This window comes from Campylobacter sp. CNRCH_2014_2849, from assembly GCF_025772845.1.
Lineage (GTDB): Bacteria > Campylobacterota > Campylobacteria > Campylobacterales > Campylobacteraceae > Campylobacter_D > Campylobacter_D lari_D.
Window position 1 is genome coordinate 1 of record NZ_JAKMSW010000018.1, and the last position, 12757, is coordinate 12757.

Sequence of the window (12757 nt, forward strand, 5' to 3'; positions counted from 1 at the left end):
GCGACCCATTATTAATACATCTTTTGCAAAAGTATGCAGGTTGTAATCACCTCCAACTACTGCCAAGAGTTTTCCATTGGAATATATTGGAGCTGTATAAGAAACTGTTATTGAATCATCTTCTATGCTTTTATAAGGATCTGATACTACAAGTTTTCCCACGCTTTTGGCCTCTTGATACCATGACCTTGTTCTTGCATCAAATCCGGTTTCTTCAGGACTTCTAATAATTCTGTTAGATTGATATAATTTTCCATCGTCATTAAATCCAATATATACTACATTAAAGCCAGCTGCTTCTTTTACTGTTTCTAATATATCAAATAGTTCGCCAGAATTAACCCTTGGATTTTTTTCTACAAATTTAACAATAGAAGCAATGGCATCTCTTTTTGCTCCAGAATATATATTGTATGCTGAATTAACATCAAACATAGTTTTTTTCTGAATTTCTTCTAGATAATAACTAGTGCTTTCTTTAGATTGATAATAGCTAATCATATTAACAACTATTAGTATAATAGCTATTAAAAAACAGGCTATTGTTGTCAATTTATTAGATAAACTGTTAAATTTAAACATACTTGTTCCTTTTTAGTTATTTTTTGGCCGGGTATTTTACTTATAAAATAATTAGAAAAAAATAAAAATTTTTTATCTTTTGAAAACATATGTAGTTTTTATATTTTTTATGTGCATTTAAGTTTTAATAAGTATAATTTCAACTTTAATGCGGGAATAGCTCAGGGGTAGAGCACAACCTTGCCAAGGTTGGGGTCGCGAGTTCGAATCTCGTTTCCCGCTCCATTATCACCCGCCCGGGTGGTGGAATTGGTAGACACAAGGGACTTAAAATCCCTCGGAATTTTTCTTCCGTGCCGGTTCAAGTCCGGCCTCGGGCACCACTTTTTGGTAACTCAAGGCGACATAGCCAAGCGGTAAGGCATGGGCCTGCAAAGCCTTGATCTCCGGTTCGAATCCGGATGTCGCCTCCAATGCGATGTTAATACTTGATATTTTTATTCTTTTACGGGAGATGGCTGAGTGGTCGAAAGCGGCGGTCTTGAAAACCGTTGAGGGTCACACCTCCAGGGGTTCGAATCCCTTTCTCCCGGCCACTTTAACATAATTTTTCATATTTTGTTTTACATTTAAAAGATATTTCTTAATTTCTTTAAGAAATTAAGAAAATTATTCTAAGTCTAAAATCCCGCCTTTGCTAGCATTACTAACAAGCTTTTGATACATTTTAAGCCATCTTGAATTTATTTGCTTATAAGGCATTTTAAAATTTGCTTTGCGTTTAGCAATTTCATCTTGGGCTAAATTTGCATTGATGCTGTAAGTATCTACATCAATTTCTATCTCATCACCATCTTTTAAAAGCGCTATAAGTCCACCTTCTGCAGCCTCAGGAGAAATGTGGCCTATGCTAAGTCCTCTTGTAGCTCCGCTAAAACGACCATCTGTTATAAGTGCAACTTTAGCACCAAGCCCCATGCCTGTGAGTAATGAAGTCGGACTAAGCATTTCTTGCATGCCAGGTCCGCCTTTTGGTCCTTCATAGCGTATCACGCACACATCGCCTTCTTTAACTTTACCTTTTATAATGCCTTTAATGGCTTCTTCTTGAGAGTTAAAACAAACTGCTTTTCCTTTGAATTTACGCTCGCCCATAATACCTGCAGTTTTTATCACACAGCCTTGCTCAGCTAAATTCCCAAAAAGTATAGCAAGCCCACCTACATTTGAATAGGCATTGTCTATTTTTTTTATAATGTTTTCATCTTTAATATCAGCATTTTTAATGCGCTCTTTTAAAGTTTTTCCACTAATATCTAGAGTGTCAAGTTCTAAAATATGGCCTGGTTTTTTGGCTATTTCAGCTATTACCGCACTTACTCCACCTGCTTTGTGTATATCTTCCATATAAACAGTATTTAAAGATGGAGCGATTTTGGCTATATGGGCCACATTAGCACTGATGTGATTGAGTTCTTTTATATCCAAATTTACACCTGCTTCATAAGCAATGGCAAGCATATGTAAGATAGTATTTGAACTTCCACCCATAGCCATATCAACAACTAAAGCATTGTTAATGGACTTTTTAGTAATAATATTGCGAATTTTAAAACGCTCATCTAGGGCAATTTCACAAATTCTACGCGCAGCTTTTCTTAAAAGCTCTTCTCTTTCTTTGCTAAGTGCTAAAATAGTTCCATTTCCTTCTAGTGCTATACCCATAGCCTCGCATAAAGTATTCATAGAATTTGCAGTAAACATACCCGAGCAAGATCCACCGCTAGGACAAGCTTTGCATTCTATATCTTTTAAATCCTCTCCATTGATTTTTTTAGCCTCATAAGCTCCCACTGCTTCAAAAACAGAACTTAGACTGATTTTTTCTCCATGTTTATTTACTCCTGCTTTCATAGGTCCACCACTAACGAAAATAGTCGGCACATTAACTCTTAAAGCCCCCATGAGCATACCTGGAGTGATTTTATCACAATTTGGAATACAAATTAGTGCATCAAGTTGGTGTGCATTCATCACTGTTTCAATAGAGTTTGCGATGATTTCACGACTTGGTAAAGAATAAAGCATACCATCATGCCCCATAGCTATACCATCATCAACACCTATGGTGTTAAATTCAAAAGGAATACAGCCATTTTTTCGGATTTCATCTTTAATGATTTTTGCATATTCATTTAAGAAAAAATGTCCTGGGATGATATCTATATAGCTATTTGCCACACCTATAAAAGGCTTATTAAAATCTTCATCATTTAAGCCACATGCTCTAAGTAAAGAGCGATTTGGTGCTTTTAAGTGTCCTTTTTTGATTGCGTCACTTCTCATTTGTATCCTTTTTTAAAGTAAAAACTATCATTTTATGCTTTTATTTTGCAATTTTTGCTTAAATTTTTTAAACTTAAATAGTATTTTAAAGAAAATTATTTAAAATGTGCAATTATTTTGATTTAAGGAATGTAATGCTTTTAACTAATCCAGTATTTATAGGCGTTTTGTTAATGACGCTTTTGTGTTTTTTTAGGTTTAATGTTTTGCTTAGTGTTTTGCTTTCTGGGCTTTTTGTAGGCATTTGGTCTAAATTTATGCATATGGAGCATTTAAGTTTAGTGGATTTTTTTACCCAACTTCCACAAGCTATGATGGATTCTATGAAGGTTTTAATCGATGGTATGCAAGGGAATTTGCAAACAGCACTAAGTTATATTTTGCTTGGAGCGGTGGCTGCTGCTATATCAAAAACTAATCTAACGGCATATTTGATTAAAATAGTTTCGCATTATATTTCACATAAAAAATACTTACTTATACTTTCTTTGGCACTTATTGCTTGTTTTTCGCAAAATTTAATCCCTATCCATGTAGCTTTTGTACCTTTGTTAATTCCACCTTTGTTGAAACTTTTTAATAAATTAAAAATAGATCGTAGAGCTATAGCTTGTGCATTAACTTTTGGACTTACCACACCTTATATGGTGGTGCCTTTAGGTTTTGGGCTTATTTTTCAAACTTTGCTTGTGGATAATTTAAATTCAAATGGGGTGCAAATTAGTCTAGGAGAAGTTTCTCAAACTATGGCTTTTGCAGCTATTTGTATGTTAGTTGGTTTATTTTTGGCTGTATTTGTATTTTATGCTAAGCCAAGAGAATATCAAGAAGAGCAAATTGCCAAAATGGATTTTGAAAATCTAAAAATGAGTAAAAAAGAATGGGGAGTTTTAGCTGGCCTTGGATTGACTTTGATTTTACAAATTTTAACGCACAATTTACCTTTATCAGGGCTTTTAGGTTTTGTATTGATGGTGGTTTTGGGTGGAGTAGAGTATAACAAAGTTAATTTAGTTTTTGATGATGGGCTTAAAATCATGGGTTATATAGCTTTTGTAATGCTTGTTGCTTCAGGATATGGAGAGGTTTTAAAACAAAGTGGAGGTATAGCTGAGCTTGTAAAAACAAGCGTGCCTTTTATGGAGCAAAGTCACTTTTTAGCTATTTTTATTATGCTAGCTATAGGTCTTTTAATCACTATAGGTATAGGCAGTTCTTTTGGTACTATTCCTATCATCGCCGCCTTATTTTGTCCTATATGTATAGAACTTGGTTTTTCACCTGCTGCGATTATTTTTATCATCGGTGTTGCTGGAGCTTTGGGCGATGCAGGATCACCTGCTAGTGAAACGACTTTGGGAGTGAGTATAGGGCTTAATGCAGATAAGCAAGGTGATCATATAAAAGATACTTGTATACCAACCTTTTTATGCTTTAATGGCTCTTTGCTTATCTTGGGTAGTGTTATAGCATTTTTCTTAATTTAAAATATTAAAAGTCTAAAAAGGCTTTTAATATTCAAATTCTTCCATATAACCACAATCAATTGTAAGAATTTTCATTTGAAATGATTTTATAAACTCGATTATAGGTTCAACTCCACCATAAGGAAAAGAAATGGGGTAAAAATATAATTTGGCGATATTTTCCTCTATTTTTTCTATGGAGTGAAAATAGTATTCTCCATTTCCTATGCAGTCAAAAATATCATCAAACTCCCAACAATCTTTGCTTGAGAAATATTCTAATTCTTTTTTGCTGTAAAAATTATATATACTTTTATCTGTGTATAAGTCTTCTATTTGTAAATTCTCATCTTTTAAGATTTTGATATAATTAAACAAATCACACAATCTTTTAAAAGACTTTTCATTATTAATAATAAACTTAATAAAGCAAAATTTTTCCATTTTAATACATTAACAATATTCCACTTGAAAGTCTGCTTGAAGATTTATTATACTCAATAAGACTCTCACCGTATCCGTTAAAATACTGAGTGTAAATATATAAGCCATTGTTAGAAATTTTATAAGCTCCGCTTATTTCTACTGCACCGCGGTTATTAGCGAAATTTAAATTATTACGCCACAATATATTGATAAAATAATCATCTTGGGTATAAGCAAGATTAATATCAAAATTACCTAAATATTTTTCTATGTCAGGATTATCATCTTCTGAACTTTTTTCAGGAATTCTTAGCCAAACTCTAGGTATGAACATAAAATCGCCAAAAAACCATGCATTGCTTAGATAAATTCTATTCCATGATCTTGATTTTGGATCATTTTGCCCGTTAGATTCATGTAATAAGCCTATGCGTATATCTTTTAAATTCTCAAAAGCACCATGTCCGCTTATAGGAAAGTTGATAAAAAATTCAGGTAAATAGTTTGTTTCTCTAAAAGGAGCAGAATGTTTATAAAGTTGCCACCATGAAATTTGTGTATAGCCTATGTTATAACTTTCATTTAAACCCAAAAGATTTTCAAAAAGAGTTTTTTTAAGGCTTACTTGAAATTTAGTTTCAGTGCTTTTATAATCTCTCTTGCTAAAACTATAAGAAACAGGCATAAAATAGCTAAGATTATGCGTGCTAATACCAAAAGGATTGTATGATTTTTCTGTGCCAAGGTAGTTTGCTAAAGCTTCATTTTTTGGATTAATATCATCTAATTTTTTCTCTTTGGATGTATTTTGCTCAAAATTAAAAGACTTTTCTAAACTTACTTCTTTTTGTTTTTCTTTTAAAGCTAAGCTTTTATAAATTTGCATAGCTTTTTTGTACTTACCTTGATTTTCATATTCTAAGGCTTGATTGAATAAATCCTCATTTGCTAAAGCACTAAAAGCACATACTATGGGTAGAATTGTCTTTTTCATGAAGCCACTTTTTATATTCTTTAAAATAATTTAAATTTATAAACTCATTATCATCTTCAAATTCTATAAATTCTGCTTTCATTGTATCACAAAAAAGGGCTAATTTGTGATTGTTTTCTTGTAAAAATTGCAAAGTTTTTTCAAAATTCCTACTATGATAAAATCCACATAAATAATGCTTGTGTTTTTTTGTGCTTGCTAAGAGTATATTTTGTGATTTTAGATGATCAAAAAGCTTGTAAAAACTTTCTTTGTTTATGTTTGGAGTATCCACGCTAAGGATAAATACATAGGTATTTTTAAAATGTTTAAGTATGGAATTTAAGGCAATGAGTGGAGAGTAGTTGTTTAAATCCTCATCTAAAATAAGTACTAAGTTTTTTTGATGAAATTTATCTTTTTTGCTGCTAATAAAAACTTGATTAAAAATCCTTGACATTTTTTCATATTGATAAAGAGTTAAGTTTTTATTATCTACTTGTAATAAGCTTTTATCTTCTCCCATACGCGAAGATTTTCCACCACATAAAATCACACAAGGATAGGGAATTTTTTCACTCATAAAAACCTCATAAATTCATCAAAATATTTTATAATACATTTATGAAATATACAGATTTAATACAAATAAAAGATTATTTTAAACAATTTCAAAGACTAAATTATCTCAAACGCCTTGATGATAATATCTTAGAGCTTAGCTTAGACCATCAAGCTTTTATACTAGACTTAACGCGTGGAAAAAGTGGAATTTACCAAGATAAACTCCAAGCAAAAGTCTATAATGCACCTTTTGATTTTATGCTAAAAAAATACTTCTCTAACGCAAAGATTTTAAATTTAGAAGTATTAGAAAATAATAGAATTTTATCTTTTGAAGTTTTATCGGAAAAATCTTATAAAGCTTATGGGGCTAAGATTTATTTTGAATTTACAGGAAAAAACACTAATGTAATCATCACAGACGCTGATGATATTATTATAGAAGCTTTGCGTCATATAGATAAAAGCTACCGCGTTGTAAAAATAGGCGAAAAACTCCAAGCTTTAAAAGCTTATGAGATAAAAGAAGAATTTGTAAAGATTGATGATTTTAATGTGTATTTTAAAGAAAGTGCTAAAAAGTTACAGCAAGAGCGCATAAAAGATATTAAAGAAAATAAACTTTTAAATATAGATAAAAAAATCTTTACTCTTAAAGAGAGTATAGAAAATTTAGAGCAAGAAAGTAATTTATTAAAAAAAGCTCAAGAATTAAGCCAAAAAGCAGATGTTTTATTTGCTAATTTAAATTCTTTAAAAGATTATCAAAGAGAATTTATTTTGCAAGATTTTAATGCAAATGAGCTTGCTTTTAAGCTCGAAGATACACCTAAAAATAGTGCGAATGAATTTTATAAAATGGCTAAAAAGCTAAAACAAAAGGCTAAAAATATCAATATAGAAAGAGAAATTTTAAGTGAAAAACTTGATTTTTTAATAAATTTAAAAGACTTAATTGCTAAAAGCACTTCTTTGAGAGAATTAGAAGTTTTAATGCCTAAAAAAACAAAAAAAACAAAAAAAGAAGAGTTAAATGCAGGGGTTAGTAGCTTTTATTTTGATGAGTTTAAAATCAGCGTAGGACGCAATGAAAAAGCTAATGAGTATTTATTAAAAATAGCTAAAAAAGATGATATTTGGCTGCATGTGAAAGATTATCCTAGTGCACATGTGATCATTACTTCAAATAAATTAAAAATAAGTCAATTAGTGCTAGAATTTGCAGCAAAGCTTTGTGTGGAATTTTCCAAGCTAAGTTCTGGAGTTTATTTGGTCGATTATACTAGTAAGAATTTTGTAAAAATAAAAGAAAAGGCTTTTGTAAATTATACAAATTATAAGACTTTAAGCGTTTTAAAGGAGTAAGTATGCCTATAAGTCCCATAGGTGGTATTCATTTTGCTAACCAAAATGCACCAGTACATTCAGCACAAGCTAGTAATGAATTGGCAAAAGATTCTTTTGCAACTTTGGTAAATATGAGTGAATTTCAAGCAAAAGAAAAGGCGGTTGAAAAACTTGAAAAAGTTAATCAAACTCATGAAGTAAGCGATGAGGTAAAAGAAAGGCAAGAGGAAGAAAAAAAGCATTCTAAACATCATCAAGAACAAGAGCAAGAAGATGAAGATGAACAAGAGGGGCAAGAAGTAGTTAAAAAAAGTTCTCATTTGCTTGATTTAAGTATATAGAAAGGATAAAAATGTTTTCAAAGACAAGAATTCTTAGTGCTATTGTGATGATAGCTGTGATAGCTGTTGTTGCTTTGGTGGATAATTTTTTGATTAATTTTGCGATTTTTGGTGTTTTATTGTTTTTGGCATTTAATGAAGCAAAAACTATGTTTAAAAGCAAACATGCAAGTGTTTTTGTGGCTTTGTGTGTTTTTGCAATAGGAGCATTTTTAGATAAACCTTTCTTTATAGGCCTCTTGGCTTTGATTTTGATTTTAGGATATTTAGTTTATAAAAAAAGTGAAAATTTAAATGAACTTATGCCTTATATATATCCTACTTTGCCTATTTTAATGCTTTATCAAGTATTAAGTTATGAGGGTATGTTTGTATTATTTTGGCTTATAGTGATTGTCGTTGCTTGCGATAGTGGGGCGTATTTTATAGGAAAACTAATTGGCGAGAGAGCTTTTTCTCTAACAAGTCCAAATAAAACCTTAGAAGGTGTTGTAGGTGGCATTGTTTGTGCGGGGATTTTAGGAACCATCATAGGCTCTTTTGAATTTAGCTTGATAAAAAGTATTTATATATCTTTAATCGTAGCTATTTTTGCTGTGATAGGGGATTTGCTTGAGAGTTATTTTAAAAGACAAGCAGGTATTAAAGATAGTGGTAATTTAATCCCAGGGCATGGGGGAGTTTTAGATAGAATTGATGCTGTTATCATTGCAGCATTTGCAATGGCAACTTTAGTATGATCGTACTTGGAAGCACGGGAAGTATAGGAGTTAATACTCTTTTTATTGCTAAAGAGAAAAACATAAACATAGAAGCCTTATCTTGCGGTAAAAATATCAAGCTTTTAAATGAGCAAATAGCTCTTTTTAAGCCTAAATTTGTATGTATACAAGATGAAAAAGATAAAACCTTAGTTGATCATGATAGGATTTTTTGTGGCCAAGAGGGTTTAAAAGCGATGATAGCTGAGTGCAAAAGTTCTTTAGTGGTAAATGCTATAGTAGGTTTTGCAGGCTTAAGTTCAAGTCTTATGGTGCAAAAGCTTGGTAAAATTTTAGCCTTGGCAAACAAAGAAAGCTTAGTAGTAGCAGGGAAATTTTTTGACACTTCTAAGATTAAGGCCATAGATAGCGAACATGCAGCACTAAAGTGCTTGATAGATAAAAGAAAAGATATTAAAAAGCTTTTCATCACAGCAAGTGGCGGGGCCTTTTATAATTATAAAATTAAAGATTTAAAAAATGTCAGTGTAAAAGAAGCTCTTAAGCATCCTAACTGGAGCATGGGAGCTAAGATCACCATAGATAGTGCTAGCATGTGTAATAAACTTTTTGAAATCATCGAAGCTTATCATCTTTATGGTATTAAACAAATAGATGCTTTGATAGAAAGAAAGTCTTTAGTGCATGCTTTATGTGAATTTAAAGATGGTGGTATGAGTGCATATTTTTCTCATGCAAATATGCGTTTGTCTATAGCTCAAGCGATTTTAGATGAGCATGATCAAAGCTTTATAGAAAATTTGGATTTGTTAGCTATGCCAAGTTTAAAATTTGAAAAAATTAGTTTAAAAAAATATCCTATATTTTCACTTAAAGATGAGCTTTTGAAAAAGCCTGACTTGGGTGTGATTATAAATAGTGCAAATGAATATATGGTGTATCAATTTTTAGCCCAAAAAGCGCAGTTTTTAGACATAGCCAAGGGTATTTTTAAAGCATTGGATTATTTTGGTGTGCCAAAGATTAACCAAATTGAAGATGTTTTTGAGTATGATAAGCAAGTTAGGCTTTATTTAGATAAGGAAATGAAGTGAGATATTTTTTAAGTATTTTGATTTTTATAAATGTGGTTTTTGCTTTAGAGTTTAGCGTTAAAGAAAATGGAAAAAGTTTAGATGATAATAATACGGTTTTAATCCTTGGAGGTATACAAGGAGACGAGCCAGGTGGGTTTCATGCTGCTAGTTTGCTTTTGAGTGATTATAATATCACTAAAGGTAAAATTATTGTCGCACCAAATTTAGCTTTTGAAAGTATTATTGCTAGAAATAGAGGAAATTTTGGAGATTTAAATAGAAAATTTGCCCATATAGATGAAAACGATCCTGATTTTCACACTATAGAGCGCATAAAAAAGCTTATTTTGGAACCTGAGGTAAATATGGTTATAAATTTGCACGATGGAAGTGGATTTTATAGACCTCAATATGAAAGCAAAGATAAAAATCCAAATCGCTGGGGCAATACTAGTATTATTGATCAAAGTGAGGTAAATTCTACTAAATATGCAGATTTGGAAAATATTGCTAAAGAGGCGGTGGAAAATATCAATAAAGCTTTGGTTAAAGAAGAACATCAATATCATTTAAAAAATACCAAAACCCAAGAAAGCAATGATAAAGATATGCTAAAGGCTTTAACTTATTTTGTGGTGTCAAATCACAAAGCAGCTTTTGCTAATGAAGCGAGCAAAAATTTACCAACGCATTTAAGAGTATATTATCATCTTTTGGCGGTGGAGTATTATCTAAAAAAGGCAAATATAGAATTTCAAAGAACTTTCGATTTAACTCCAAATGGAGTTTATAGAGCTATTGAAAAGCCTTTAGAGGTAAAACTTTTTAATGATAAAATTTTACTTTATCTTGATAAACCTGCTAGTGCTATAAATTTTTTACCTTTTCCTATTAATCAAGCTTTAAATTATGAAGCAAGTAATGAGATTACTGCAGTAATTTCCAATGCTAACTCATATTCAATCAATTATGGCAATCGCTTGCAAACAAGATTGTATCCTGAATATTTTGAATTTTCAAATGCTCTAGATAGTGTTGAAGTGATAGTAGATGGAAAAAATATACAAACAAATTTTGCTCAAAAAATTATGGTAAAAGATAATTTTAAAATACCTTCTATAGCAGGTGTAAGAGTTAATGTTATAGGTTTTGATAGAGGTGTTGATGAAAGTGATATTGTTATAAGCAAAAACCAAATGCAAAGCCGTTATTCTTTAGATAAAAAAAGAAAAATTTACAGAGTAGAATTTTATGAGCTAAAGAATGCAAATTTAGCCGATCAAGTTTTAGAAAGAAAGACTAATTTTAAAGAAATTAAAAAAGCAAATATACCTGCAAAAGCCATAGAAAAAGCAGAACAAAAAGACAAATTTATCGGTATGATTTTAGTGGAATTTCAATGAGAGATTTGATTCTTGCCATAGAAAGCTCTTGTGATGATAGTTCTATTGCTATCATTAATAAAAATAGCTTTGAGTGTATCTTTCATACAAAAATTTCTCAAGAAAATGCCCATAGTGCTTATGGAGGGGTGGTGCCCGAGCTTGCCGCAAGATTACATAGTGAAGCTTTACCTAAGATTTTAAAAAGATGCCAAAAATACTTTGATAAACTTTGCGCCATAGCAGTTACAAATGAACCTGGCCTTAGTGTGAGTTTGATAGGTGGAGTAGCTATGGCTAAAATGCTTGCTATTAGTTTAAATTTACCGCTCATTGCGATTAATCATCTAAAAGGGCATATTTATTCTATGTTTTTAGATAAAAAAGCTAATTTTGATATGGGTGTGTTGCTTGTAAGTGGTGGGCATACTATGGTGCTTTTTATTAATGAGCAAGGTAAAATCACAGAATTAGCAAGAACAACCGATGATAGTTTTGGAGAAAGCTTTGATAAAGTAGCAAAAATGATGGATCTTGGCTATCCTGGTGGAGCTATCATAGAAAATTTAGCTAAAAATGTAAAAGAAAGTGATTTAGAATTTAGTATACCCTTGCTTCATTCTAAAGATTTAGCTTATAGTTTTTCAGGACTTAAAAACCAAGTGCGTTTGGAAATTTTAAAAGAAGAATTAAGTTTGGAGCGTAAAAGTAAAATTGCCTTTGCATTTCAAAAAGCAGCCATAGCTCATATTTTAAACAAGTTAGAAAAAATTTTTAAAGAGTATAAATTTAAACGCTTTGGTATAGTAGGCGGAGCTAGTGCAAATTTAAGCTTAAGAAGTCAAATAGAGCATTTATGTCAAAGTTATCAATGTGAGCTTTTGCTAGCTCCGCTTGAGTATTGTTCGGATAATGCTTTGATGATAGCAAGGGCAGCTTGTGAGGCTTATGAGCGTAAAGAATTTGTAAATATAGAAGATGATCTTATAAAGCCTAAGATAAAAAACTTACAAGGCATATTATGAAAAAAGCTTTTACTATTATAGAGCTTGTGTTTGTAGTAATTATACTTGGAGTTTTAGCTGCGGTTGCTCTGCCAAAATTTAGCACAAGTAAAGATGAGGCAAGTGTAGTTCAAGCTTTGGGAAATTTAAAAATTTTTATTAATGATATAAGTGCTTATATATTAAAAAATGAAAGTCTTTCAAATATAGCTTTAATGAGCAATGTAACAAATATAAAAAATGAAGACTTATCAAATTTGCAAAATTCCACCAAAGAACTTGATTTTAGTGTAGGAAATGATGAGCAATGTTTTAAAGTGCTTTTTGTAGATAAAGAAAGCATTTTGCTTTTAGCACTTATGGTAGATAATGCTCAAAAAAGCAAAGCCCAAAATATAGCAGATTTAAAAAATCAAGTTTTGAAAGATCCTAAAAATCAAAGTATAAAAACTCAACTAGATGAGGCTTTAAATGCTTTTAGTCAAAGCGAATTTGCAAGTACTTCAAAATCCAAGGCTTGTCAAGGTCTAATCCACTCTAAAGCTTTTAAAGATTTAGCTACTAGAGTGTATTTTCTAAGTGGTAGTT

Annotated in this window: 13 protein-coding genes and 4 tRNA genes; 12 read left to right on the forward strand and 5 right to left on the reverse strand. The window is 31.2% G+C overall.

The genetic code is table 11. The features are described 5' to 3' along the window. Nucleotides 1–582: cache domain-containing protein (locus L8X33_RS08135; RefSeq protein WP_263661590.1), on the reverse strand; the 582-nt coding region annotated here is incomplete at its 3' end. A 150-nt stretch (nucleotides 583–732) separates the two neighbouring features. On the opposite strand from L8X33_RS08135, the gene L8X33_RS08140 reads away from it, so the two are divergent. The 4 genes from L8X33_RS08140 (at nucleotide 733) to L8X33_RS08155 (ending at nucleotide 1118) form a co-directional block, all read left to right on the forward strand. Continuing rightward, nucleotides 733–807: transfer RNA gene (locus tag L8X33_RS08140), tRNA-Gly, on the forward strand. Nucleotides 808–816: 9 nt separating this feature from the next. Continuing rightward, a tRNA-Leu gene (locus L8X33_RS08145) sits at nucleotides 817–905 on the forward strand. Between the two features lie 16 nt (nucleotides 906–921). Beyond that, nucleotides 922–995: transfer RNA gene (locus L8X33_RS08150), tRNA-Cys, on the forward strand. 35 nt (nucleotides 996–1030) lie between these two features. After that, nucleotides 1031–1118, forward strand: a tRNA-Ser gene (locus tag L8X33_RS08155). A gap of 73 nt (nucleotides 1119–1191) precedes the next feature. Here L8X33_RS08155 and ilvD read toward each other — a convergent pair. Continuing rightward, nucleotides 1192–2868: a dihydroxy-acid dehydratase gene (ilvD, locus tag L8X33_RS08160; protein WP_263670434.1), complete on the reverse strand. Its 1677-nt coding sequence runs from the start codon at nucleotides 2866–2868 to the stop codon at nucleotides 1192–1194. 134 nt (nucleotides 2869–3002) lie between these two features. On the opposite strand from ilvD, the gene L8X33_RS08165 reads away from it, so the two are divergent. Continuing rightward, the gene (locus L8X33_RS08165) at nucleotides 3003–4355 is read left to right on the forward strand and encodes a Na+/H+ antiporter NhaC family protein (RefSeq protein ID WP_412175235.1); all 1353 of its coding nucleotides are present in this window, start codon (nucleotides 3003–3005) and stop codon (nucleotides 4353–4355) included. 24 nt (nucleotides 4356–4379) lie between these two features. Here L8X33_RS08165 and L8X33_RS08170 read toward each other — a convergent pair whose 3' ends face one another. Genes L8X33_RS08170 through L8X33_RS08180 form a run of 3 tightly spaced genes read right to left on the reverse strand, consistent with a single transcriptional unit; the run spans nucleotide 4380 to nucleotide 6316 of the window. Next, nucleotides 4380–4778 (reverse strand): hypothetical protein, encoded by a 399-nt coding sequence (locus tag L8X33_RS08170; RefSeq protein ID WP_039629213.1) that lies wholly within the window; start codon nucleotides 4776–4778, stop codon nucleotides 4380–4382. 1 nt (nucleotide 4779) lies between these two features. Beyond that, nucleotides 4780–5754 carry a phospholipase A gene (locus L8X33_RS08175; protein WP_263670436.1) on the reverse strand — a complete coding sequence of 325 codons (975 nt, stop codon included), beginning with the start codon at nucleotides 5752–5754 and terminating at the stop codon, nucleotides 4780–4782. Further along, on the reverse strand, nucleotides 5717–6316 hold the full coding sequence (locus L8X33_RS08180) for a molybdenum cofactor guanylyltransferase (RefSeq protein WP_263670437.1): 600 nt from the start codon (nucleotides 6314–6316) through the stop codon (nucleotides 5717–5719). Before L8X33_RS08180 ends, L8X33_RS08175 begins: the two co-directional genes overlap by 38 nt. A 41-nt stretch (nucleotides 6317–6357) precedes the next feature. On the opposite strand from L8X33_RS08180, the gene L8X33_RS08185 reads away from it, so the two are divergent. From L8X33_RS08185 to L8X33_RS08215, 7 genes are all read left to right on the forward strand, one after another. Next, the gene (locus L8X33_RS08185) at nucleotides 6358–7662 is read left to right on the forward strand and encodes an NFACT RNA binding domain-containing protein (RefSeq protein WP_263665115.1); all 1305 of its coding nucleotides are present in this window, start codon (nucleotides 6358–6360) and stop codon (nucleotides 7660–7662) included. Nucleotides 7663–7664: 2 nt separating this feature from the next. Beyond that, nucleotides 7665–7985 (forward strand): hypothetical protein, encoded by a 321-nt coding sequence (locus L8X33_RS08190; RefSeq protein WP_133319048.1) that lies wholly within the window; start codon nucleotides 7665–7667, stop codon nucleotides 7983–7985. An 11-nt stretch (nucleotides 7986–7996) separates the two neighbouring features. Next, nucleotides 7997–8725, forward strand: coding sequence for a phosphatidate cytidylyltransferase (locus L8X33_RS08195; protein WP_263665114.1), 729 nt, complete (start codon nucleotides 7997–7999; stop codon nucleotides 8723–8725). Continuing rightward, nucleotides 8722–9801 (forward strand): 1-deoxy-D-xylulose-5-phosphate reductoisomerase, encoded by a 1080-nt coding sequence (gene dxr / locus L8X33_RS08200; protein ID WP_263661598.1) that lies wholly within the window; start codon nucleotides 8722–8724, stop codon nucleotides 9799–9801. Before L8X33_RS08195 ends, dxr begins: the two co-directional genes overlap by 4 nt. Further along, the gene (locus tag L8X33_RS08205) at nucleotides 9798–11186 is read left to right on the forward strand and encodes a M99 family carboxypeptidase catalytic domain-containing protein (protein WP_220566709.1); all 1389 of its coding nucleotides are present in this window, start codon (nucleotides 9798–9800) and stop codon (nucleotides 11184–11186) included. Before dxr ends, L8X33_RS08205 begins: the two co-directional genes overlap by 4 nt. Further along, the gene (gene tsaD, locus L8X33_RS08210) at nucleotides 11183–12190 is read left to right on the forward strand and encodes a tRNA (adenosine(37)-N6)-threonylcarbamoyltransferase complex transferase subunit TsaD (protein ID WP_263670438.1); all 1008 of its coding nucleotides are present in this window, start codon (nucleotides 11183–11185) and stop codon (nucleotides 12188–12190) included. The genes L8X33_RS08205 and tsaD overlap by 4 nt, the downstream gene beginning before the upstream one ends. After that, nucleotides 12187–12757, forward strand: a 571-nt coding sequence (locus L8X33_RS08215) for a type II secretion system protein (protein ID WP_318529724.1), incomplete at its 3' end; no start/stop codon positions are given. The genes tsaD and L8X33_RS08215, both read left to right, overlap by 4 nt.